This window comes from Methylobacterium sp. Leaf94, from assembly GCF_001426045.1.
Taxonomy (GTDB): domain Bacteria; phylum Pseudomonadota; class Alphaproteobacteria; order Rhizobiales; family Beijerinckiaceae; genus Methylobacterium.
Genome location: NZ_LMRM01000063.1, coordinates 68,214 through 88,237 on the forward strand (window position 1 = coordinate 68,214; position 20,024 = coordinate 88,237).

Annotated in this window: 19 protein-coding genes; 11 read left to right on the forward strand and 8 right to left on the reverse strand. The window is 71.9% G+C overall.

From position 1 onward, the window contains the following. Positions 1-39: 39 nt before the first annotated feature. Together ASG63_RS22165 and ASG63_RS22170 are read right to left on the reverse strand one after the other, a co-directional pair. Positions 40-384 carry a hypothetical protein gene (locus ASG63_RS22165; protein ID WP_056222214.1) on the reverse strand — a complete coding sequence of 115 codons (345 nt, stop codon included), beginning with the start codon at positions 382-384 and terminating at the stop codon, positions 40-42. A gap of 283 nt (positions 385-667) precedes the next feature. Next, a complete protein-coding gene (locus ASG63_RS22170) occupies positions 668-2,068 on the reverse strand; it encodes an AMP-binding protein (RefSeq protein WP_244480003.1) in 1,401 nt (466 codons plus the stop codon). A gap of 459 nt (positions 2,069-2,527) precedes the next feature. Between ASG63_RS22170 and ASG63_RS22175 the strand changes: the two genes are divergently transcribed. Then, entirely contained in the window at positions 2,528-3,322 is a 795-nt protein-coding gene (locus tag ASG63_RS22175) for an invasion associated locus B family protein (RefSeq protein ID WP_056221942.1), read from the forward strand. A gap of 124 nt (positions 3,323-3,446) precedes the next feature. Here the strand turns inward: ASG63_RS22175 and hspQ are convergent, their stop codons facing one another. Beyond that, on the reverse strand, positions 3,447-3,773 hold the full coding sequence (gene hspQ, locus ASG63_RS22180) for a heat shock protein HspQ (protein ID WP_244472571.1): 327 nt from the start codon (positions 3,771-3,773) through the stop codon (positions 3,447-3,449). A 107-nt stretch (positions 3,774-3,880) separates the two neighbouring features. Next, entirely contained in the window at positions 3,881-4,933 is a 1,053-nt protein-coding gene (locus ASG63_RS22185) for an HpcH/HpaI aldolase/citrate lyase family protein (protein ID WP_056221945.1), read from the reverse strand. Between the two features lie 207 nt (positions 4,934-5,140). On the opposite strand from ASG63_RS22185, the gene ASG63_RS22190 reads away from it, so the two are divergent. Continuing rightward, positions 5,141-6,430 carry a patatin-like phospholipase family protein gene (locus tag ASG63_RS22190; RefSeq protein WP_056221948.1) on the forward strand — a complete coding sequence of 430 codons (1,290 nt, stop codon included), beginning with the start codon at positions 5,141-5,143 and terminating at the stop codon, positions 6,428-6,430. Here ASG63_RS22190 and ASG63_RS22195 read toward each other — a convergent pair whose 3' ends face one another. Next, on the reverse strand, positions 6,431-7,657 hold the full coding sequence (locus ASG63_RS22195; protein WP_056221950.1) for an FAD-dependent monooxygenase: 1,227 nt from the start codon (positions 7,655-7,657) through the stop codon (positions 6,431-6,433). 189 nt (positions 7,658-7,846) lie between these two features. On the opposite strand from ASG63_RS22195, the gene ASG63_RS22200 reads away from it, so the two are divergent. Further along, on the forward strand, positions 7,847-9,238 hold the full coding sequence (locus ASG63_RS22200; RefSeq protein WP_056221954.1) for a GntP family permease: 1,392 nt from the start codon (positions 7,847-7,849) through the stop codon (positions 9,236-9,238). 48 nt (positions 9,239-9,286) lie between these two features. On the opposite strand, the gene ASG63_RS22205 is transcribed toward ASG63_RS22200, so the two are convergent. Then, a complete protein-coding gene (locus tag ASG63_RS22205) occupies positions 9,287-9,511 on the reverse strand; it encodes a hypothetical protein (protein WP_056221957.1) in 225 nt (74 codons plus the stop codon). 320 nt (positions 9,512-9,831) lie between these two features. On the opposite strand from ASG63_RS22205, the gene ASG63_RS22210 reads away from it, so the two are divergent. Then, positions 9,832-10,806, forward strand: a complete 975-nt coding sequence (locus ASG63_RS22210) for a quinone oxidoreductase family protein (protein ID WP_056221959.1) — start codon at positions 9,832-9,834, stop codon at positions 10,804-10,806. Positions 10,807-10,834: 28 nt separating this feature from the next. Beyond that, positions 10,835-11,467, forward strand: coding sequence for a bifunctional nicotinamidase/pyrazinamidase (gene pncA / locus ASG63_RS22215; RefSeq protein WP_056221962.1), 633 nt, complete (start codon positions 10,835-10,837; stop codon positions 11,465-11,467). Between the two features lie 341 nt (positions 11,468-11,808). On the opposite strand, the gene rimO is transcribed toward pncA, so the two are convergent. Beyond that, positions 11,809-13,152 (reverse strand): 30S ribosomal protein S12 methylthiotransferase RimO, encoded by a 1,344-nt coding sequence (rimO, locus tag ASG63_RS22220; RefSeq protein WP_056221965.1) that lies wholly within the window; start codon positions 13,150-13,152, stop codon positions 11,809-11,811. 271 nt (positions 13,153-13,423) lie between these two features. Here rimO and pabB point away from each other — a divergent pair, with 271 nt between their 5' ends. The 4 genes from pabB to ASG63_RS22240 are packed head-to-tail and all read left to right on the forward strand — an operon-like array spanning position 13,424 to position 16,670. After that, a complete protein-coding gene (pabB, locus tag ASG63_RS22225; protein ID WP_056221968.1) occupies positions 13,424-14,818 on the forward strand; it encodes an aminodeoxychorismate synthase component I in 1,395 nt (464 codons plus the stop codon). Next, on the forward strand, positions 14,815-15,435 hold the full coding sequence (locus ASG63_RS22230; RefSeq protein ID WP_056221971.1) for an anthranilate synthase component II: 621 nt from the start codon (positions 14,815-14,817) through the stop codon (positions 15,433-15,435). The genes pabB and ASG63_RS22230 overlap by 4 nt, the downstream gene beginning before the upstream one ends. Beyond that, a complete protein-coding gene (locus ASG63_RS22235) occupies positions 15,422-16,255 on the forward strand; it encodes an aminotransferase class IV (protein WP_056221975.1) in 834 nt (277 codons plus the stop codon). Before ASG63_RS22230 ends, ASG63_RS22235 begins: the two co-directional genes overlap by 14 nt. A gap of 13 nt (positions 16,256-16,268) precedes the next feature. Further along, positions 16,269-16,670 (forward strand): DoxX family protein, encoded by a 402-nt coding sequence (locus ASG63_RS22240; protein WP_056221977.1) that lies wholly within the window; start codon positions 16,269-16,271, stop codon positions 16,668-16,670. Between the two features lie 35 nt (positions 16,671-16,705). Here the strand turns inward: ASG63_RS22240 and mazG are convergent, their stop codons facing one another. Continuing rightward, positions 16,706-17,515 (reverse strand): nucleoside triphosphate pyrophosphohydrolase, encoded by an 810-nt coding sequence (gene mazG, locus ASG63_RS22245; RefSeq protein ID WP_274534755.1) that lies wholly within the window; start codon positions 17,513-17,515, stop codon positions 16,706-16,708. A gap of 667 nt (positions 17,516-18,182) precedes the next feature. On the opposite strand from mazG, the gene ASG63_RS22250 reads away from it, so the two are divergent. Together ASG63_RS22250 and ASG63_RS22255 are read left to right on the forward strand one after the other, a co-directional pair. Continuing rightward, the gene (locus ASG63_RS22250; protein ID WP_056221981.1) at positions 18,183-19,274 is read left to right on the forward strand and encodes a replication protein RepA; all 1,092 of its coding nucleotides are present in this window, start codon (positions 18,183-18,185) and stop codon (positions 19,272-19,274) included. A 126-nt stretch (positions 19,275-19,400) separates the two neighbouring features. Continuing rightward, complete coding sequence (locus tag ASG63_RS22255; RefSeq protein WP_056221986.1) at positions 19,401-19,976, forward strand: hypothetical protein; 576 nt, start codon at positions 19,401-19,403, stop codon at positions 19,974-19,976. Positions 19,977-20,024: the final 48 nt, after the last annotated feature.

Here is a 20,024-nt window from a genome sequence, read left to right on the forward strand (position 1 = left end):
GGAACAGAAGAGGTTGGGACGGTCTCTTCGACCAGTCTCTCAGAGGTCCGGCTGGTTCAGCACGTAGGGGCCGATCTGGCTCTGCAGGTCGATGCAGGTGCCGGACCGGCGGCCCATCGTCTCGTCGACGACGATCACCGGGATGCCGGCCTGGCGCATCTGCTCGCGCAGGCGCTCGGAGAGCTGGGCATAGGCCGGATCGCGCCGGGACGAGGCCTGGAGCAGGATGGCGGCCGGGCGCGCGATGACCGCGAGCACGTCATGCGCCGCCTCGAGGGAGGCGGTGACGCTGGCGTAGCCGAGCTCCGCGAGCTCGGCGGCGAGCGAATGATCGATCGCACGGTGGCCGTCGTCGACCACGAGAACTTGTTGCAGCGCACCCATGAGCATCAGTGCTAGCCCATCCTTCGTCCCTTGGAAAGAGACCCGTGTGACAACACACATGGGGGCGGTTGGTTCGCCGGCCACGTTTCGGACGTGACCGTGCCGCCCGATCCCTGAGCGGCGGATGAACCGATTCGATGCGGCGCATCATTCGGTGGCGACGGGGCGCGCGGCCTTCGCTCAACCCGTTCCGGCGAATCGGCAAACCGGCTTTCGGCATCGCAATGGCGGATCGGCGGAGGGCGCCGCGGTCCCCCGGCCGGCAGCCCGGACGGCGGGCGGTTCAGGCCCGCCGGATGGCGAGGGTGCGGTCGTCCTCGATGCCCGCGGCGAAGGGCGAGGGCGCCCAGGCATCGACCGTCTCGGGGATCGCGATATCGCGCTGCAGCGGCTCGGCGTGGCAGGCCCGGCCCCGGAAGGCGAGGCGCCCGTCCGGGTCCCGCCGCAGGGCCATGAGGGTCGAGAACAGGTGGGCGCGCTCGGGATGGGTCAGCGCCAGGGCGACGTCGTTGGCCTCCCGGGCACCGGCCAGGAGGGCGGTCTCGTCGAAGGCGACCACGTCGATGATCGGGCGATGGGCCTCGGAGGCGAGGGTGCGCGGACCGAGGCGCCCCGGGGCGCGATGCGCGAGGACGATGGCCTCCAGCGTCCGCGGCAGGCGGCTGGCGGCGAGGTTTCGCTCCAGCGCTGCCGGCACGACGAGGCGGGTCGGCAGCGGCCGGTCGAGGGCGTCGGCGAAGCTGCGGGCCTCGAACACCGGCAGCGTCTCGAGGCCGGCGCCCGCCACGAGGGCCGCCCCGAGGCCGGTCACGAGGCCGCGCAGGTCGCTCTGCGGCACCAGGCTGAGGATGCGGTCCCCGGGCTGGACCCGGGCGGTGACGAGGTACACGGCGATGGCCGCCAGCAGGGCGTCGCCGCTGCGGTGGACCGGATGCGCGGGATCGCCCGCGGCGAAGCTGATGAGGCCGCCGGGCCCGGGGGCGAAGGGGCCGCCCGCCTGGTCGAGGGCCATGGCGTCGAGGCTGATCACGCCGTCCGGAACGTCCGGGCCGAAGGCGGCGAGGTAGCGCAGCCCGAAATACCGGACCGCGACCCGGCACAGGCGCTCGGCCAGGGCGAGGGGGCCGAACCGGGTCTGGGTGATGACCGCCGGGAGCGCGGCCTGCTGCACGGCGGCGAGGAGGCCTTCCTCGTCGAGGCTCAGCGGCAGCAGGCAGGGGATGTGGCCGGCGGCCTCCACGGCCAGGTAGGCGAGGAAGCTCTCGGAGCTGCCCGGGAGGGCGAGGCCGATGCGGCTGCCGGGGGCCAGGCGCCAGCTGCGCAGGCCGTTGGCGAGGCGGGCCACGATCTCGGCCGCCGCCCCGTAGGTCCAGGTGATGGCGGGCCGCCCGCTCCAGAGGGGCTTGTGCGGCGGATCGACGAAGGCGACGCGATGGGGATGGGCATGGGCCGTCCCCGCCAGAAGGGTACAGAGACGCTGCGCCCGGGGCGGAACCCGCGCGCTGTCGGGCCCCGCGCCCGCAGGGCTCCCCGGCATGGCCCCGGACCCCACCAGGGCCGGACGGCCGGGCCCGGGTGCGGACCCGCCGGCCATGCGGCGGCTGGCCTGGGACAGGGGGATTCCCGCCCGGACCGAGTCCAGGAGATGGGAGGCTTGGAACTGGGCTGCTTGCTGCGCCGGCACGTACGCTGACTCCCGCGACCCTTCGTTCATGAAGGCTTAGGGTTAAGTTCGCCTTAACCCCGGAGCCGCCGCAGCCCCCCGGCCACGGCCGTGGTGTCATGTCTTCGCCGCATTCGGGGGGAAAGCAGGCCGCCCTGTCGTCGGGACGGGACTGCGCCGTCGAGGGCGCGGTCCGCGGGTTGCCGCGCGGTGGCGGAGGCTCTCATCCGCTGCACCGCTGCGATCCCGGTCCAGTCATGATCTCGGCCCAGGGGGATGTCGGCTTCGAAGCGATCTCGGTCGAAGGGTGCCCGTCCGGCGGGCCTGGTGCGATGTATGCGCCGGGCAGGGGCCGAACGGACGTCCGAACGCCCGAAGCGCCCTTGAAGTCCGAACCGTTCGATGCGAATCCGCGCCCCAGCTTCGAGGCGCATCCCGCGAGCCGAATCCGTTACGCCGTATCTTAAGGGGTCAGAGCTGATGTTCTTCGCCAACCGTCCCGCGCGCCCGCTGCGCGTCGCCGCGTTCCTCGCCCTGGCGGGCCTTACCGGAATGGCGGGGGTTGCCGGACCGGCTCTCGCGCAGGGAGCCAAGGGCAAGGCCGCGCCGGCCCCGACCGCCCCCGCGCCGACGGCGCCCCCGGCCGCCGCTCCCACCGGGGCGGCCCAGACGGGCCCGCAGATCGTCAACGTGAAGTCCGATCCGGCCCAGACGGAATGGACCAAGGTCTGCGGCAAGGACCAGGCCAGCGGCACCGACGTCTGCTACACCACCCGCGACTTCGTCTCCGACCAGGGCCAGCCCGTGCTCGCGGTCGCCGTCTACGAGATGAAGAACGCCGCCCAGAAGCAGGAAGTGCGGGTGATCCGCTACCTGCTGCCCCTCGGCCTGCTGCTGCAGCCGGGCATCCGCTTCACCATCGACGGCCAGCAGGGCACCGCCGGCAAGTTCGCCGTGTGCTTCCCCAACGGCTGCTTCGCCGAGGCCGGCAATGTCGGCCCCGAGCTCGTCGCCGCGATGAAGAAGGGCACCACCCTCAACGTCAGCGTCCAGAACCAGACCCAGCGCGAGGTCACCTTCGCGGTGCCGATCACCGGCTTCGGCAAGGCCTTCGACGGCCCGGCCATCGATCCCAAGGTGCTGGAGGAGCAGCAGAAGAAGCTGCAGGCGGAACTCGAGAAGCGCAGCGAGGACATGCGCAAGAAGCTCGAGCAGCAGAACGCCGCCGGCGCTGCACCGGCCGCCGGTGCGCCGGCCGCCGCGCCGAAGCCCTGAGGATCGCGACTCCGCCGGCCGCTCGCGCGGCCGGCCTTCCTGAACGCAACGAGGCCGGGCGCGATGCCCGGCCTCGTTGCATTTCACGGGCCTGTCTCCCGGCGCCGACCGCGCCGGCGGGGTCTCAGTTGGCGTGGGCTGCCCCGCGCATCCGGTAGCTGCCGTCGGCGCCGCGCTCGAACACCTCGGCGATGCCGGTATGCCGGAGGGCCTCCCCGGAGGTGTCGGTCACGAGGTTCTGCTCGGACACGTAGGCGACGTATTCGCTCTCCGCATTCTCGGCGAGCAGGTGGTAGAACGGCTGGTCCTTGCGTGGCCGGACCTCCTCGGGAATCGCCAGCCACCATTCCTCGGTGTTGTCGAACACCGGGTCGATGTCGAAGACGATGCCGCGGAAGGGATAGATGCGGTGGCGCACGACGGCACCGAGGCCGAACTTGGCGGTTCTCATCACGGAATCAGCAGTGATCGTATCGGTCATGCGATAGAAAATAAGCGGCTCCGGGCCACTTGTCATCGGCGGTGCTCCGCCGATGACGAAGGGGAGGGGAAAAACCCTCAGGCGAGACCGTAGGTCTTGGCGAGTTCCGGATCCTTCTCGGCCACGAGCTTGGCGAGATCGACGATGACCTTGGCCTGCTTCCAGGTGGCGTCGTCCTGCATCTTGCCGTCGAGCATCACCGCGCCGGTGCCGTCGGGCATCGCCTCGACGATCCGCACCGCGAAGGCGACCTCCGCCGGATCGGGGGCGAAGACCCGCTTGGCGATGGCGACCTGATTCGGGTGCAGGGTCCAGGCCCCGGCGCACCCCATCAGGAAGGCGTTGCGGAACTGGGCCTCGCAGGCCTCGCCGTCGGAGAAGTCGCCGAAGGGGCCGTAGAAGGCCTTGAGACCGTTGGCCATGCAGGCATCGACCATCTTGGCGATGGTGTAGTGCCAGAGGTCCTGCTGGGCGGAGGCCCGGGCGGCGCCGTCGCTCGTCGGGTCGGCGATGACCCGGTAATCCGGATGGCCGCCGCCGACGCGGGTGGTCTTCATGCCGCGGGAGGCCGCGAGGTCGGCGGGTCCGAGGCTCATGCCGTGCATGCGGGGCGAGGCGGCGGCGATGGCATCGACGTTGGCGACCCCCTCGGCGGTCTCGAGGATGGCGTGGACGAGGATCGGCTTGGTCACGCCGTGCCGGGCCTCGAGCTGGGCCAGCAGCTGGTCGATGTAGTGGATGTCCCACGGCCCCTCGACCTTGGGCACCATCACGACGTCGAGCTTGTCGCCGACTTCGGCGACGATCTCGAACAGGTCGTCGAGGATCCAGGGCGAGTTCAGGGCATTGATGCGGGTCCAGAGGCCGGTGCCGGAGGCGGCGAAGTCGGTGGCCCGGGCCATGGCCACGAAGCCCTTGCGGGCCGCCTCCTTCTGGTCGATCGGCACCGCGTCCTCGAGGTTGCCCAGCACCACGTCGACGGTGGCGGCGAGCTCCGGCACGCGGGCCCGGACCTTCTCGTTGTGGGGCGGCACGAAGTGGATCATCCGCTCCAGCTTGACGGGAAGCTCGCGGAAGGGGGCCGGTGCGCCGGTGGCGAGCGGCTGGAAGAAGCGGCGTGGCAGTTTCATGGGTGGTTCTGGCTCCCGGGAGTTTCTTTGTGTGAGATCGGCGTCCCAAACCAGCGGTTAGGGCAAGGCCGGCCCCGCCGTAAAGGTGCGCGGGCGCACGCAAGCCGTTTGCCATGCCGCCATCGCGGTGCGCGCGGCGGAACGCCCGTCTCCGGCTCACGTTCTCACGATCGAGGGGGCACCTCACGGACGACGAAGGACGGACCCATGTCCGGATCATCGACCCGGCGGACTGGCTTCCGCCATCCGGTGCTGCTTGGAGCAGCCCTGATCGGTCTCGGCCTTCCGCAGACCACGTTCGCCGCCGAGCGCGCCAAGCCGGCCGCCGAGAAGCAGGTCCAGTCCGCGACGCAATCCGGGCGCGTGGCCTTCACGGCCGCCGAGGCCGCGACGGCGTGGCCCGACGGACTGGCGGCGGGGCTGCGCATTCCCGGCGACGATGCCGCCGCCTTCCGCACCCTTCTCGATGGAGCTTCGGCCGCCAACCGGCCCTGGCTCGTGCTCTCGGGCGGGGGTGAGAACGGCGCCTACGCGGCCGGCCTGCTCAACGGCTGGAGCGAGGCCGGCACGCGGCCGGATTTCGGCATCATCACGGGCGTCAGCACCGGCGCGATGATCGCGCCCTTCGCCTTCATCGGCACCGCCGGCGACGCGGCCCTGCGCCAGAACTACACCGAGATCTCCGCCGCGGACGTGTTCGAGTTCGGCGGCACGAACGAGGCCCTCACCGATACCTGGCCCCTCAAGCGCCGGATCGACCGGGCGGTGACCCCGGCCCTTCTCAAGGCGGTGGCCGCGGAGCACGCCAAGGGCCGCCGGCTCCTGGTGGCGACCACGGCAGTGGATGGCGAGCGGCCGGTCCTGTGGGACATGGGGGCCATCGCGCAGACCGGGGGCCCGAAGGCGCTGGCGCTGTTCCGCTCGGTGATCCTGGCCTCCTCGGCCGTGCCCGGAGTGTTTCCCCCGGTGATGATCGACGCTGTGGCGGGCGACGGCAAGCATTTCCAGGAGATGCACGACGACGGCGGTACCACCGCGCCGTACTATCTCGCCCCGGAAGCGATGCTCCTGGCGAAGGATCCGGAGCCCTTGCCGACGCCTCAGGTCTACCTCGTCGTCAACAACAGTCTGGCGCCCGACTTCCAGATGGCGTCGCGCACGACCCTGAGCGTGCTCGGCCGCTCGATGTCGGCGGCGATCAAGGCACAGACCCGCGCCGCGCTCGCCCTCAGCCAGGGCTTCGCCCGGCGCACCGGCCTCGACCTTCAGGTCGCCCAGATCGACGGGCGCTTCGGGAAGACCTCCGCTGCGCCGTTCGACCAGGGGTATATGAAGGCCCTGTTCGCCCACGGCGTCGCCCTGGGCAAGTCCGGCACCGCCTTCCAGGACGGTACGGCGGACCCGGCGGCGGAGATCGCCACCGGCTCGGTCGACCGGCGGGTGGCCCGGGAGAGTTCCGCTCAGGACGGCCCGGTCCGGAGCGTGGCCGGGCGCTGATCAGCGCATCAGGCTCGGGGCGCCGAGGCGGGGCAGCACGCCCTCGCGCATGACGATGCGGCGCAACGGGCCGATCGTCGTCATGGCGAGGAGGCCGAGGCCGCGCAGGGCGTCCACCGGCAGGAGGTCGGCGAGCAGGCTGCGGTTGAGCGCGTCGACCGCGGTCGACCGCAAGCGCGCGTCGAGGTCGCGCCCGCGGGCGAAGCCGGCCAGCGCCGCGCGCGAACCCGGGTCGCGTCCGTCCGCCACCGCCCGCATCACCGCGTCGCGCAAGGACGCGGCGTCGCGCAGGCCGAGGTTCAACCCCTGCGCGCCGATGGGCGGGAAGACGTGGGCGGCCTCGCCGATCAGGGCGAGGCGGGCCGCGACCGGGCTCGGCACGGACAGGCCCCGCATCGGCACGAGGCCGCGCGGCCCGTCGACGCGCATCGCCCCCAGCATCGCCTGGGCCTGGCGCTCCACCGCCCGGGCGAGGGCCGCATCGTCGCAGGCCGCCAGGCGCTTGGCGGGGCTCTCGCCCATCACCCAGACGAGGCTGGAGCGGAGCCCACCGGGCAGGGGCACCAGGGTGAACGGCCCCTGCCGGGTGTGGAACTCGGTGGAGACGTCGCGGTGGGGCCGCGTGTGGGCGAGGATCGTCGTGATGGCGCTCTGCGGGTAGGACCAGGTGCGGGGCACGATGCCGGCGGCCTCGCGCAGCTTCGAGCGGGCGCCGTCCGCCCCGGCCACGAGACGGGCCGACAGGGTGGCGCCCCCGGCCAGCGTGATCGTGGCGGCGTCCGCGCCGGCCACGAAGCCCGCGGCGTCCTCCTCGAACAGGGTCAGGTTGGCGGCCGAGCGGGCCTCGGCGCGCAGGCCCTCGACGAGGCGGGCGCTCTCGACGTTCCAGCCGAAGGCGTCGAGGCCGATCTCGGTGGCGACGAAGCGGGCCGGGGGCGGGCGGAACAGGCTGCCGGTGTCGTCGACGAGGTGGAGCTCGGCCAGGGGACTCGCCTGGGGCGCGATCGCCGCCCAGACCCCGAGGGCGTCGAGGAAGCGCACCGAGCCGTCGAGGAGCGCCACCGTGCGCCCGTCGGCCACGGGGGCGTGCCGGCCGACCAGGGCGGTGGCGACGCCGTCGCGGGCGAGCGCCAGGGCGAGGCTCAGGCCCGCCGCGCCGGCCCCGACCACGGCGACCGCGAAGGTCTCGGACGGGGGAGCCTCGGATTTCGCAGGAAGTGTCGCCACGGCGTCGCGGTCTCCAGAACGGCATCGGGCAGCGCATCGGCCGGCAAGATCCCGGCCGACCGAAAGAACCTGACGCTTACAGAGGCGTGTCACCGCGCCGGTCAAGGCCGCGATGGTGCCGCAGGGGCGGGGCTTGTACCATCCGGCGCAAGGCCGCGACCCTCGGCGACCCGGAGGCCCACCCCGATCATGAGCCTGTTCATCGCGCTGCTGGCGCTCGGCTTCCTGATGCTCGTCGCCTATCGGGGCTTTTCCGTCATCCTGTTCGCACCGGTGGCGGCCCTGCTGGCGGTGCTCCTCACCGATCCGTCGGCGGTGCTGCCGGTCTTCTCCGGCCTGTTCATGGAGAAGATGGTCGGCTTCGTGAAGCTGTACTTCCCGGTGTTCCTGCTCGGCGCGGTGTTCGGCAAGGTCATCGAGATGTCGGGCTTCTCCCGCTCCATCGTGACCGCCGTGATCGCGCTCGTGGGCACCCGGCGGGCCGTGCTCTCCATCGTGCTGGTGTGCAACCTGCTCACCTACGGGGGCGTCTCGCTCTTCGTGGTGGTGTTCGCGGTCTATCCCTTCGCGGCGGAGGCCTTCCGCCTCAGCGACATCCCCAAGCGCCTGATCCCCGGCACCATCGCGCTCGGGGCCTTCTCCTACACGATGGACGCGCTGCCCGGGACGCCGCAGATCCAGAACATCATTCCCACCACCTTCTTCGGCACCAACACCTGGGCCGCCCCCTGGCTCGGGCTGATCGGCGCGGCCTTCATCCTGGGGGTCGGCGTCGCCTATCTCGACCGGCGCATCGCCGCGGCCAGGCGCCGGGGCGAGGGCTACGGCACCGGCCACAGCAACGAACCGCAGGTGATGGACGCGGCGTCCCGCGCGCATCCGGCCATCGCCCTCCTGCCGCTGATCGTGGTGGGGCTGGCGAACCTCGCCTTCACGGCCCTGATCCCACGCCTCTACGGCGCGAAGGCCGAGACGGCCCTCGCCGGCCTCGACAAGCCCATCGTCACCGCGGTCTCGTCCGTGACCGCGATCTGGGCGGTGGAGCTGGCGCTGCTCGCCGGCATCCTCACGGTGCTGGTCTTCGCCTGGCGCCCGGTCTCGCAGGGCTTCGCGGAGGGCAGCCGCGCGGCGGTGGCGGGCTCGCTGCTGGCGGCGATGAACACCGCCTCCGAATACGGCTTCGGCGCAGTCATCGCGGCCCTTCCGGGCTTCCTCGTCATCCGCGACGCCCTCTCGGCGATCCCGAACCCCCTGGTCAACGAGGCCGTGACGGTGACGGCGCTGGCCGGCATCACCGGCTCGGCGTCGGGCGGCATGAGCATCGCGCTGGCGGCCATGTCCTCCACCTTCATCGCGGCCGCGCAGGCCGCCCACATCCCCATGGAGGTGCTGCACCGGGTCGCCGCCATGGCGAGCGGCGGCATGGACACCCTGCCCCACAACGGCGCGGTCATCACCCTGCTGTCGGTGACGGGCCTGACCCACCGGCAGGCCTATGCCGACGTCTTCGCCATCACGCTCCTGAAGACCGGGGCGGTGTTCCTGGTGATCGGGGTCTACTACCTCACCGGCATCGTGTGAGCTGGCGCCGTGCCTGGGCGAAGCCCGGATTCGTCCGTGCCGAAGGGATCAACCGGATCCGGCGCGGAGCGGCGGTTCCTCCGGTTCGACGAGCCGTAGGGTGAGCTGCGTGAAGGGCCGGATGTCCCAGGCCGGACCGGCATGGAACATCATCACCACGGGCCGGCGGGCCAGCACCTGGAATTCCGGCAGTCCCGCCTCCGGGCGCAGGATCGTGCCCGGCTGGACGGCGGGGTCGTACCCGGCAGGACGTATCCACACGATCTCATCCATTCAGCCGATCCATCGTCATGGTCGTGCCGCGCCCTCCCGGCGGGACCGGGACGGCCGCATCCCGGCGCCGGAGCCGGGAACGACTCGCGGGACGGGGGCCGGTTAACCTGCGTTAATCACGCGGCCGCCGTGGACGCAATCGGAGAGGTGCGGGAGTCCGATCCGGTGCGCCAGCGCACATGGGCTGGCAGGAGCGGGATGAGAACCTGCACCATTGCCGGCATACCGGGACCGTCTATGGCGCAGATCATCGCGGCCGGTGGCCCCGCACCCGTCCCGCCCCAGACCTACACCGAAGACCCACACTGAGGAACGACACGATGCCGAAGGCGATCCAGGTTCACGCGTACGGCGGCCCCGAGGTGATGCGCTACGAGGACGTGACGCTGCCGGCCCCGGGCCCCGGCCAGATCCACGTCCGGCAGACCGCCATCGGCGTCAACTTCATCGACATCTACTTCCGCTCGGGCGCCTACAAGGCGCCGCAGCTGCCCTTCACCCCCGGCAAGGAGGGCGCCGGCGTGATCGTGGCGCTCGGCGAAGGCGTCACCGGCTTCCGGGTCGGCGAGCGGGTCGCCTACGGCTCGGCCGCGAGCACCTATGCGGAGGAGGCGGTGATCGAGGCGAGCGCCGCCGTGCACCTCGCCGACGACATCGACGACAAGACCGCCGCCGCGATGATGCTGAAGGGCCTCACCGCCGAGTACCTGCTGCACCGGACCTACGCGGTGAAGCCGGGCGACACCATCCTGTTCCACGCCGCCGCCGGGGGCGTCGGCCTCATCGCCTGCCAATGGGCCAAGCACCTCGGCGCCACGGTGATCGGCACCGTCGGCTCGGCGGAGAAGGCGGAGCTCGCCCGCGCCAACGGCTGCGACCACGTCATCCTCTATCGCGACGAGGATTTTTCGGCCCGCGTCCGGGAGATCACGGGCGGCAAGGGCGTGCCGGTGGTCTATGACGGCGTCGGCAAGGACACCTTCCCGGCCTCCCTCGACTGCATCAGCCCGCTGGGCCTGTTCGTCAGCTTCGGCTCGGCCTCCGGCCCGGTGGACGATTTCAGCCTGGCGCTGCTGGGCCAGAAGGGCTCGCTCTACGCCACCCGCCCCTCGCTCTTCGCCCATGCGAGCAAGCGGGAGACCCTCGACGCCATGGCCAAGAACCTGTTCTCGGTGGTGGCGAGCGGCGCGGTGAAGATCCCGGTCCACAGCACGGCCCGGCTCGCCGACGCGCAGCAGGTCCACCGGGATCTCGCCGCCCGCAAGACCACCGGCGCCACGGTGATGATCCCGTGATCCGGTCGTCCCGGGATCGGAGGATCGCGTGATCCCGGGAGCCCAGGACGTCCTCCTCGTCATCGACGTGCAGGTGGACTTCCTGCCCGGGGGGGCCCTCGCCGTGCCGGACGGCGACGCCGTGGTCGCGCCGGCGAACCGCCTCCTCGGCCTGTTCCCGCACGCGGTGCTGACGCAGGACTGGCACCCGCCGGGGCACGTCTCCTTCGCGACGAGCCATCCCGGCCGGGCGCCCTCCGACACCGTGCCGCTCGCCTATGGCCCGCAGGTGCTGTGGCCGGAGCATTGCGTGCAGGGCAGCGCCGGGGCCGCCCTCGCCCCCGGCCTCGCGGCGGACCGCGCCGAACTGGTGATCCGCAAGGGCCACCACCCGGGGGTCGACAGCTATTCGGCCTTCCTGGAGGCGGACCGCCGCACGCCCACGGGGCTGGCCGGCTACCTGCGTGAGCGCGGCTTCACCCGGGTGGTCCTGTGCGGCCTCGCCACGGATTACTGCGTGGCCTGGAGCGCCCGCGACGCGCGGGCGGCCGGCTTCGAGGCCCTGGTGGTCGCGGACGCCGTGCGGGGCATCGACCGGGACGGCTCGCTGGCGCAGGCCTGGACCGAGATGACGGCGGCCGGGGTCGGGCGGATCACGAGCGGGGCGATCGGAGGCGGGTAGGCCTCCGAGGCCTTCTCCCGGCAGCACTGCCCTGTCCGGACAAGGCGCGTTCCGCTCCCCCTTAGGACAGGGCGATCGCAGATGCCGATCGGCTCTTCGGAAACGCTCTCGCAGCCCCCGTCATCCCGGGGCCGCGCAGCGGAGCCCGGGATCCTGAAACACAGGTGATGCAAGGCCCCGCACCGTCAGCCGCTCCGGACTTGCGTGCGCGCCCCTTCGGGTCCGGGCTCGTGCGGCGCCCCGGAATGACGGCGCGCCACCCTCTGCGATGGACCTGCCCTCGTGGGGGCACTCAACCACCCCACCGCCTCCCCACAAGGTGGGGGGAGGGGTGCATAATCCTACACCGCGCTCCCGTAGAGATCGTAGGCGTCCGCGCGCTCGATCTTCACGGTGACGATGTCGCCCACCCGCAGGGGCCGGCGCGCCGTGACGTGGACGTTCCCGTCGATCTCGGGGGCGTCGTATTTCGAGCGGCCCTTGGCGACGGTGCCGTCGGCCGCGTCGATGATGACGGGCAGGCGCTTGCCGATGCGGGCCTTCTGCAGGCGGGCGGAAACGGCCTGCTGCGCCTCCATGAAGCGGCGCTTGCGCTCGGCCTTGACCTCCGGCGGGACGAGGTCGCCGAGGCCGTTGGCCACGGCGCCGGCCACCGGCTCGAACTCGAAGCAGCCGACACGCTCGAGCTTGGCTTCGCGAATCCAGGTCAGCAGCTCCTCGAACTCGGCCTCGGTCTCGCCGGGGAAGCCGACGATGAAGGTCGAGCGGATGGCGAGATCGGGGCAGATCTCGCGCCAGCGCCGGATGCGCTCGAGCTGACGCTCCTGGTTGCCGGGCCGGCGCATGCGCTTGAGCACGGACGGGCTCGCGTGCTGGAGCGGCATGTCGAGGTAGGGCAGGATCTTGCCCTCGGCCATCAGCGGAATGACCTCGTCCACGTGCGGGTAGGGGTAGACGTAGTGCATCCGCACCCAGGCCCCCAGTTCGCCGAGTTCGGCGGCGAGGTCGTAGAACTTCGCCCGTACCGCGCGGTCGCGCCAGGGGCTCTCCGCGTAGCGGATGTCGACCCCGTAGGCGGAGGTGTCCTGCGAGACCACCAGCAGTTCCTTGACGCCGGCCTTCACCAGCTTCTCGGCCTCGCGCAGCACCTCGCCGGCCGGCCGGCTGACGAGATCGCCGCGCAGGGAGGGGATGATGCAGAAGGTGCAGCGGTTGTTGCAGCCCTCGGAAATCTTCAGGTAGGCGTAGTGGCGCGGGGTGAGCTTCACCCCCTGCGGCGGCACGAGGTCGAGGAACGGGTCGTGGGCCGGAGGCACCGCCGCGTGCACCGCCGCCACCACCGATTCGTAGGCCTGCGGCCCGGTGACCGCGAGCAGGTTCGGATACTTCTCGCGGATCTCGTCGGGCTGGGCGCCCATGCAGCCGGTCACGATGACGCGGCCGTTCTCCGCCATGGCCTCGCCGATGGCCGAGAGCGACTCGGCCTTGGCCGAATCGAGGAAGCCGCAGGTGTTGACGATGACGACGTCCGCGCCGTCATGCCGCCGGGCGAGCTCGTAGCCCTCCGCCCGCAGGTGCGTGAGGATGCGCTCGGAATCCACCAGCGCCTTCGGGCAGCCGAGGGAGACGAAGGAGATTTTCGGCGCCGCCTTGGCGGGGGCCGGCGGCAGGGGGGATGCGGTCATGGATGCTCGTCGGGCCGGACCGGCTGCGGAAGAACCGGATCGGCCGTGGACTCGGGGGAGGGCGGGACAAAGAGGTTGACAGCCCTATAACGGGATTCGCGCGCCCAAGCGAGCCGGGCGGGTCCGAGCCATGCGCGGATCGCGCTTTTGCCACGGCATCGCGCATGCCACCTGTGCATGATACCGCAGGCCACGACGGATGCGTCGGCCCCCAATGCTTCGGCACACCGGGATCGTCGGTCCGTCGCCGCCCCAAAACCTTCGAGTCGTCATGTGGATTGCTGACATCCCGTTCGTCGAGCCCGTCGCGGCGGCCGAGGCCCTGGCCGCCCTGCCGGGGCTCGCCTTCCTCGACAGCGCCATGCACCACGACACCCTGGGGCGGACCTCGACCCTGGCGGCGGACCCGTTCGGGCGCTTCCGGTTTCGCGATGGCCAGGCCACCCTGGATGGGCGTCCCGTCCCGGGCTCCGGCCTGGAGGCGCTGCGCGCCTGCCTCGCCCCCTACCGCACGGCGCGGGACCCCGATGGCCCGGCCTTCGCGGGCGGCGCGATCGGCTACGTCGCCTACGATTTCGGCGCCGCCCTGGAGCGGGTGGCGCCCCCGGCCCGGCGGGCGGGCCTCTGCGACGACATCGCCTTCAACCTCTACGACACGGTGCTGAGCCTCGACCACGCGACCGGGCGCTGCCGCCTTCTCGCCACGGGCTTTCCCGAGACCGACCCCGCCGCGCGCGAGGCCCGCGCCCGGGCCCGGCTGACGCAGTTCACCCGCCTGCTGGAAGGCGCGCATCCGAGCCCCGAGCCGGCGGCGCAGGGGCCGCTGGCCTGGCGCTCGAACTTCACCCGCGCCGGCTACGAGGCGGCCGTGGAGCGGGTGCGCGACTACATCCGCGCCGGCGACATCTACCAGGCCAACATCGCCCAGCGCTTCGAAGCCGACCTGCCGGAAGGCTTCGATCCGTTCGCCCTCTATCGGCGCCTGCGCGCCACCAACCCGGCGACCTTCGGCGCCTATCTCGACTTCGAGGACCTGCGGGTCGCCTCCAGCAGCCCCGAGCGCTTCCTCAAGCTCAGCGGGCGGGCGATCGAGACCCGGCCGATCAAGGGCACGGTGCGGCGCGTGGCCGATGCCGCCGCCGACGCGCGCCTGGGCGAGGCGCTGCAGGCCAACGCCAAGGAGCGGGCCGAGAACATCATGATCGTCGACCTCCTGCGCAACGACCTCTCGCGCATCTGCGAGCCCCACAGCGTGCGGGTGCCGGTGCTGTGCGGCCTCGAATCCTACGCCTCGGTCCACCATCTCGTGTCGGTGGTCACCGGAACCCTGAAAGCCGACATGGACGCCCTCGACCTGATCGCCGCCACCTTCCCGGGCGGCTCGATCACCGGCGCACCGAAGCTGCGCGCCATGGACATCATCACGGAGATCGAGAGCGACGCGCGCGAACTCTATTGCGGCGCCATCGGCGCCCTCGGCTTCACCGGCGACCTCGACACCGCCATCGCCATCCGGACGGTGTTCATGAACGACCGCACGGCCGTGCTCCAGGCCGGCGGCGGCATCACCCTGCTGTCCGAGCCGGGCCCGGAATACGAGGAGACCCTGACCAAGGCCGCGCGGGTGTTCCAGGCCTTCGAACCTGAGGCGGGGAGGGCGCCGTGATCCTCGTCATCGACAACTACGACAGCTTCGTCTTCAACGTGGTGCGCTACTTCGAGGAACTGGGCGAGACCGTCCGGGTGGTGCGCAACGACGCCCTCGACGTCGCCGGCATCCGCGCCCTGGCGCCCGAAGCGATCGTGATCTCGCCCGGCCCCTGCACCCCGGCGGAGGCCGGCATCTCGCTGCCCGCCATCCGGACGCTCTCCGGGGCGGTGCCGCTGCTCGGCGTCTGCCTCGGCCACCAGGCCATCGGGGCGGCCTTCGGCGGCCGGGTGGCGCGCGCCGGGCGCCCCCTGCACGGGCAGGCGACGCCGATCCGGCACGACGGGGCCGGGCTCTTCGCCGGCCTGCCCGACCCGATGCAGGTCGGGCGCTATCACTCGCTGATCGTGGCGCCGGAGGCCGGCATGGCCGACCGGCTCAGCATCGATGCGGTCTCGACGGAAGGGGAGGTGATGGCCCTGTCGCACCGGACCCACCCGACCTGGGGCGTGCAGTTCCACCCGGAATCGGTGCTCACCGAGAACGGGCACGCCATCTTCGCCAATTTTCTGCGACTGGCCCGCGCCTGGCGCGCCGACCACGCCCTGCCGGCCCAGACCGATGCTGTGGTTTGACGGCGGCCTCACCGAGGGGCCGGTGCCCTTCGACCTCGGCGACCGGGGCCTGACCCTCGGGGACGGGGCGTTCGACACGGCCCTCGCCCGCCATGGCCGCATCCTGTTCGAGGCCGCGCACGTGGACCGCCTGGCGGCCGCCACCGCGACGCTGGGCTTTCCCGTGGCGCCGGAGCGCATTGCCGAAGCGATGCGGGAGCTCGCCGAAGCGGCGGGCCGGGTGCATCCCCTGGCGGCGATCCGCACCACCGTGACCCGGGGCTCCGGCCCGCGCGGGCTCGGCCCCCCGGCCGCGCCCCGGCCGGTGCTGTGGGCGAGCGCCGCCCCGGTGGGCGACGCCCTGGCCTTCGCGCCCCTGACCCTCCACCCCACGGAGATCCGCCGCAACGAGACCTCGCCGGCCGCGAGCCTGAAGACGCTGGGTTACCTCGACGCGGTGCTGGCCGCCGGCGCGGCCCGGGCAGCCGGCTTCGACGAGGCCCTGTTCCGCAACACGCGCGGGCACGTCGCCTGCGCCGGCACGGCCAACCTGTTCGCGGTGGTCGACGCCACCCTCGTCACCCCGCCCCTGTCGGACGGCGTCCTGCCGGGCATCCTGCGCGGCGAGGTTCTGTCGGGATGCGCTTCGCGCCTCGGCCTGCCCGCCGCCGAACGCAGCGTCGGCCTCGAGGTGCTCCTGCGCGCCGACGCGGTGTTCGTGACCAATTCCCTGCGGGGCCTCGCCCCCGTGACGGCGATCGGCGAGACCGCCTTCGCGAGCGCCGACCACCCCGTGGTGGCGGCCCTCATCGCCGACCTGCGCGACGCCTTCGCGCCATGAGGGCGCCCGATCCATGAGGACGCCGCGCTTCTGGTGGCGCCTGCCCCTGATGGTGGCCTACGGCTTCATCGGGATCGTGCACCTCGCCGCCCCCGAGGCCTTCCTGCCGATCATGCCCGGCTGGGTGCCGGAGCCCCGCCTCACCGTGATCGTCACCGGCCTGTGCGAGCTCGCCGGGGTGCTCGGCCTCGCCTGGGGCTCGACCCGGCGCTGGGCCGGGATCGGGCTCGCCCTCTACGCGGTCTGCGTCTTCCCGGCCAACCTCAAGCACGCCCTGGAGGGCATCGTCGTGCCGGGCCTGCCCGACAGCTGGTGGTACCACGGCCCCCGGCTGGCGTTTCAGCCGGTCTTCGTCTGGTGGGCCCTCTATGCCGGCGGGATCGTCAACTGGCCGTTCGGCCGGCGCCCGGCCTGAGCCCCAGGGCCCGCCCTTCGGCGGAGCCCACGGCGTCAGCCCTTCTCCGCGACCTTGACCGCCGCCCAGGCCGCCTCCATCGCGTCAAGATCGCTGTCGGCTAGGTCGCGCCCCTCCGCGACGAGGGTCGCAGCCATGGCGGTGAAGCGGCGCTCGAACTTCATATTCCCTTCTCGTAAGGAATATTCCGGATCGATCCCAAGGTGGCGGGCGAGGTTGGCCACCGAGAACAGGAGGTCGCCGAGTTCCTCCGCCACCGCCGCCCGGGTGCCGTGGGCCATGGCGTCCGCGACCTCGTCGATCTCCTCGCGCACCTTCAGCACCACCTGCGCTGGATCGGTCCAGTCGAAGCCGTAGGTCGCGGCCTTGGCGGAGAGCTTGTGGGCGCGGGTCAGGGCGGGGAGGGGCAGCGGAATGCCGGCGAGCGGGCCGGTCTCCCGCGGCGGCTTGGCCCGGCGTTCCTCCGCCTTGATCGCCTCCCATTGCCGCGCCACCGCCGCGGGATCGCGCCGGGGCGAGCCCGTCGGCAGCAGGGTTCCGTCCGGCGCGAACACATGTGGGTGGCGCCGGACCATCTTCTCCATCACCGCCCGGACGACGTCCGGGAACGCGAACAGCCCGGCCTCCTCGGCGATGCGCGCGTGGAACACCACCTGGAGCAGCAGGTCGCCGAGCTCGTCGCGCAGGTCGTCGGTGTCGCCGCGCGCGATGGCGTCGGCGACCTCGTAGGCCTCCTCCACCGTGTAGGGGGCGATGCTGGAGAAATCCTGCGCCACGTCCCAGGCGCAGCCGGTCTCCGGGTCGCGCAGCTGCGCCATCAGCGCCAGCAGATCCTCGATCCTCACTCCATCGCCTCCGCGTCATGCCTCGATCCGCTTCCCTTAGCGGATCGCGGGCCAACCCGTGAGGCTGGGGATGGAGGCGGGAGAAGCGGTGGCTTCCTCTGGAAAATTTCCATGAAAAAGCCTTGGCCGGGGGTGTGTTCGTTCTTCCGAACGGTTCCCGCGCCCTTAGGAAAGGTATCAGTAAGGGATTCTCAGAGAGTCATTTCTGAGAGTTATATGGGGGCGTCGAAAGCCGTTCCGCTGCAGGGGTTTGGCGGGTGTTCGCGCATCGAACTCTGCGCAAGTCCGTATCGAACTCTGCGCGGGTCCGCATCGAACTCTGCGTGTCCGAACCCGGCCGGCGCATGGGATTCTGCGTGCCTGCGTATCGGGTTCGGCGTGGATCGGCGGTCGCAGCGGTGAACTCTGGGGATTGTGCCGAATCCGGCCCCGTATCGAACTCTGCGTCGGCGCGCGCCGGCCGGATCCGGCCCGTCCACCGGCGCCGGTTTTCCCCGTCCCGGCCGGTGGATAGCCGGGATGACGCCGGTCTTCGGCCTGGGCCGGCGAGACTCCGCGGCGGGGAATCGGGCATGGTCGCCCCGCGGCGGCGTCCGGGGATGTCGATCCCCGGGCGGGTCTTCTCGGGCTGCCCGAGGGGCGCCGCCGGGAGCATGGGGCGGGGCGCGTGGGGATCGAGGACACATTGGCGGGCATCCGCGACGCCGACCTCCTCGCCGAGGTGGAGGCGGCCCGGGGCAGCTTCCTGTTCGCCACCATCGCGGAGACCATCCTGCATCGGCAGCGGGCCCGGGACGCGGAGGCCGCCGCCCGCGGCGCCGTGGCCGGCCGGCGCCAGGCCATGGGCCGCGACCAGCGACGCCGGGACGCCATCCGCGAAGTCATCGAGACCGAGCCCACGGGCCCGGAGAACCTGCAGCACATCCACTCGGTGCTGGCCCTCTGCGGCCTGCCCTATCGCGACCCCGGCGACGCGCGCGAATTCTTCCGCGAATACGGGCGGAATTCCCTCAGCCTGCTGGCCGGACGGCTGAAGAACCCCGCCACCGGCGAGATGGAGTTCCAGGGCCTGCCCTACGGGCCCAAGGCCCGCCTCGTGCTGCTGCACCTCTGCACCGAGGCGGTGCGCCAGCGCAGCCCGACGATCGCGGTGGCCGACAGCCTGTCGGGCTTCATGAAGGAGATGGGATTCGCCGTCACCGGCGGCGAGCGCGGCACCATCCGGCAGTTCAAGGAGCAGCTCGCGCGGCTCGCCGCCTGCACCCTGCAGATCGGTCTCTGGGACGGGGCGGGCAGCGCTAGCACCCTCAACGTGCCGCCCTTCCGCCAGCTCGACCTGTGGCTGCCCCAGGGAGCCGACGGGGTGGTCTGGCAGAAGAGCGTCCAGTTCCACCAGGATTTCTACGACAACCTGATCCAGCACGCCCTGCCGGTGGACATCCGGGCGGCCCGGGCCTTCTCGGGCTCGGCGCGCAAGCTCGACCTGCTGTTCTGGGTCGGATACCGCCTGCGCGCCCTGCAACGGCCCCTGCGCCTTACCTGGGACAACCTGCACAAGCAGTTCGGCGCCGACAACGCCAGCATCCGCAGCTTCCGCCAGGCCTTCAAGGCGGATCTCGCCCACCTGCAGGAGGTCTTCCCGAAACTGCCGATCCGCCTCGACGACGGCGGCATGCTGCTCCAGCCCGCCGACCCGAGCGCCCTGCTGATCCCGCCGCGCGGGGCCAAGCTGCCGCGCAAGGCCGCCGCGTCGGGCTGAGCCACATGTTCCCTTAATGGAATGGAATAAAGGAAGGAATACGGCTTGTTCCTCTTTCGCAGATAAGGAATAAGGTTTGGAATTCTGGGTCGCTTCGTCGTCCGCGGAATATTCCAAGAGGATTCGATGTTCCTGTCCGAAGCCGAGGCGGAAGCGGCCCTGCGGGATTTGCGGCGTCGCCGCGACGAGCTCGACCGGGCCATCGCCGACCACCAGCTCTACCTCGAGCTCGGCCGCCGCCTGCGGCCGATCGGCCCGACGCCGGCCGCCGAGGCGGAGACTCCCCCGCCCGGCGCCTGGGACGCGCCCGCCCGCCCGCCCGCGGCGGAGCCGGCCTCGCTTCCGGAGCCGGTCTTCGTGCCAGGACGTGATTTTGTCTCAGGACACGGCGTCGTGCCAGGGCAGATCTCGGGTCCCGGACAGGCCGAGCCCGCGCGCGCTGGCGAGGATCTCGTGGCGGCGCGCCGGCACGGGCGCGCGCTCGTCGCGGCGGCCGTGAACCTGCTGCACGAGGCCGGCCGGCCCCTCCATGCCGGCGAGATCTGGCAGGGCCTCACCGCCCTCGGCTTCGCGCTTCCCGGCCACGATCCCGTGGCGGCCCTCAACACCCGCCTGTGGAAGCGCTCGGGACCGGGCGGCCCGCTGAAGCGCCTCGGCGAGGCGGTCTACGCCCCGTCCGAGGAGGATGACGATCTGGGCTGACCCGCGCCGCCGGTCCGGCGCGCCGGAAGCGTTCCGTCCCGAGACGGC

What these genes read in the sequence shown, in the direction of transcription:
- ASG63_RS22165 (WP_056222214.1), bottom strand. Translation starts at nt 384, where the DNA reads ATGGGTGCGCTGCAACAAGTTCTCGTGGTCGACGACGGCCACCGTGCG.
- ASG63_RS22175 (WP_056221942.1), top strand. Translation starts at nt 2,528, where the DNA reads ATGTTCTTCGCCAACCGTCCCGCGCGCCCGCTGCGCGTCGCCGCGTTC.
- hspQ (WP_244472571.1), bottom strand. Translation starts at nt 3,773, where the DNA reads ATGAGAACCGCCAAGTTCGGCCTCGGTGCCGTCGTGCGCCACCGCATC.
- ASG63_RS22185 (WP_056221945.1), bottom strand. Translation starts at nt 4,933, where the DNA reads ATGAAACTGCCACGCCGCTTCTTCCAGCCGCTCGCCACCGGCGCACCG.
- ASG63_RS22190 (WP_056221948.1), top strand. Translation starts at nt 5,141, where the DNA reads ATGTCCGGATCATCGACCCGGCGGACTGGCTTCCGCCATCCGGTGCTG.
- ASG63_RS22200 (WP_056221954.1), top strand. Translation starts at nt 7,847, where the DNA reads ATGAGCCTGTTCATCGCGCTGCTGGCGCTCGGCTTCCTGATGCTCGTC.
- ASG63_RS22205 (WP_056221957.1), bottom strand. Translation starts at nt 9,511, where the DNA reads ATGGATGAGATCGTGTGGATACGTCCTGCCGGGTACGACCCCGCCGTC.
- ASG63_RS22210 (WP_056221959.1), top strand. Translation starts at nt 9,832, where the DNA reads ATGCCGAAGGCGATCCAGGTTCACGCGTACGGCGGCCCCGAGGTGATG.
- rimO (WP_056221965.1), bottom strand. Translation starts at nt 13,152, where the DNA reads ATGACCGCATCCCCCCTGCCGCCGGCCCCCGCCAAGGCGGCGCCGAAA.
- pabB (WP_056221968.1), top strand. Translation starts at nt 13,424, where the DNA reads ATGTGGATTGCTGACATCCCGTTCGTCGAGCCCGTCGCGGCGGCCGAG.
- ASG63_RS22235 (WP_056221975.1), top strand. Translation starts at nt 15,422, where the DNA reads ATGCTGTGGTTTGACGGCGGCCTCACCGAGGGGCCGGTGCCCTTCGAC.
- ASG63_RS22240 (WP_056221977.1), top strand. Translation starts at nt 16,269, where the DNA reads ATGAGGACGCCGCGCTTCTGGTGGCGCCTGCCCCTGATGGTGGCCTAC.
- ASG63_RS22255 (WP_056221986.1), top strand. Translation starts at nt 19,401, where the DNA reads ATGTTCCTGTCCGAAGCCGAGGCGGAAGCGGCCCTGCGGGATTTGCGG.